Origin of the sequence: Geodermatophilus ruber, assembly GCF_900114385.1 — a bacterium.
In the GTDB taxonomy this organism is placed as follows: domain Bacteria; phylum Actinomycetota; class Actinomycetes; order Mycobacteriales; family Geodermatophilaceae; genus Geodermatophilus; species Geodermatophilus ruber.
This window is the reverse complement of sequence record NZ_FOSW01000028.1, coordinates 1-1839: the sequence shown is the minus strand read 5'-3', so window position 1 is coordinate 1839 and position 1839 is coordinate 1. Positions and strand designations below refer to the sequence as shown.

Below are 1839 nucleotides of genomic sequence, written 5' to 3'. Positions count from 1 at the left end.
CAGGAGACGGCGAAGGCGACCGAGGACATCGCCCGGCGGGTGCAGGCGATCCAGGGTGACACGACCGCGGCGGTGGCCGCGATCGGGGAGATCTCGCAGATCGTCGCGCAGATCTCCGATCGGCAGACCACCATCGCCTCCGCGGTGGAGGAGCAGACGGCGACGACCAACGAGATGGCCCGATCGGTGCAGGAGGCCGCCACCGGCACGACGGAGATCGCCGGCAACATCACCGGCGTCTCGTCGGCGGCGGAGTCGACCACCCAGGCGCTGACCCAGACCCGGACCGCAGTCGATGAGCTGTCCCGCATGGCCACCGACCTGCGCTCCACCGTCGGCAGGTTCAGCTTCTGACGCACTGATCCTGCCGTCTCAGGGGTGGTGACCGGTTCGCCGGTCGCGACCCCCGTGGCATTGCAGGACAGACATTCCGGGGGACAAGTCGACAATGGCGGAACGGTCGCCGACCTATTTTCCCGCCGCGTTAGACACGCAGCCCAGACACCCCTTCATGAAACTAAATCGCCCTAGTTTGCGCAGTGCAACGCCTGTGACTCCTGAGCCCTCTCTCGCGTCAGACATCGGTGGCCGCCGGCCTCCGCCGGCGTGGCCCGCTCCACCTCCGCACCCGCCCATACAGGAAGAAAAGGAATCACCGGTCATGACCGAGAAAACCACCAGCACTGGCAGGCGCCGCATCGGCGTCCGCGGCCAGATCCTGGCCGTCGGTGCCGCCGGCATGGCCGCCGCCATCGCGGTGGGCACCTTCGCCATCAACGGACTCGGGAGCGCAGGCGAGAGCCTTGACGAGGTCTCGGCGCTCGAGAGTGCCGAGAGCTACGTGCAGACCATCGAGACCTACAACACCGACATCAGCGGCTGGCAGATCGCCTACGCGTGGGACGTCTACCAGGTCGGAGCAGCCCAGGCTGTCCAGCCGATCGAGGGCAGCAACCGCGCCGGTTATCTCGACGTCACGGAGCGGCTGCTCGGCGAGCTCGAGAAGGCGCCGGTCGAGCTGCTGACCGAGGGCGAGGCTGCCATCTACGACGAGATCCTCGTCAAGTGGGACGAGTTCTTCGCCATCGACGACCAGGTGGTCGCGCTGTTCGCCCAGAACACCCCTCAAGCCACGGAGACGGCCGAGGCGATGATCCTCAACGACTCCTTCGGCGTCTACTACGAGGTCATCGACCTCACGGCCGCGCTCCGGGAGTCCCTGGCGAACCGCGTCGACCTGGCGCACACGGCGGCGGAGGACCAGCAGGCGCAGACCACGCAGATCATGATCGGGATCATCGTCCTCGGGGCCCTTCTCGTCCTGGCGGCCGCCTTCATGGTGGCCCAGCGGATCACCCGCCCGCTCGGCGCCGTCATGGACGTGGCCACCGCCCTGGCGGCGGGTGACCTGACCAAGTCCAGCGGCGTCACCCAGGACGACGAGGTCGGTCGCACCGCCGCCGCCCTCGACGAGGCCGTCGGCCACCTGCGCGGAGTGCTGTCCTCCGTCGCGTCGTCCGCGGACGCGGTGGCGGCGAGCTCTGAGGAACTGTCGGCGTCCTCGGCGCAGATCTCGGCGTCGGCGGAGGAGACCTCGGCCCAGTCGGGTGTGGTCGCGAGCGCGGCGGAGGAGGTCTCGCGGAACGTGCAGACCGTTGCGGCCGGCGCGGAGCAGATGGGCGCGTCCATTCGGGAGATCGCCAGCAACGCGGCGGAGGCCAGCGAGGTCGCGGCGCGCGCGGTCACGGCCGCGGAGACGACGACGGCGACGGTGGCGAAGCTGGGGGAGTCCTCGGCGGAGATCGGCAACGTGGTGAAGGTGATCACCTCGATCGCGGA

1 protein-coding gene and 1 pseudogene are annotated in these 1839 nt (G+C 69.1%); both read left to right on the top strand.

The window, feature by feature from the left end; all coding sequences use genetic code 11:
• Nucleotides 1-354, top strand: a pseudogene (locus BMZ50_RS23455) (methyl-accepting chemotaxis protein); the annotation flags it as partial.
• 307 nt (nt 355-661) lie between these two features.
• Nucleotides 662-1839: HAMP domain-containing protein (locus BMZ50_RS24915; protein WP_245753830.1), on the top strand; the 1178-nt coding region annotated here is incomplete at its 3' end.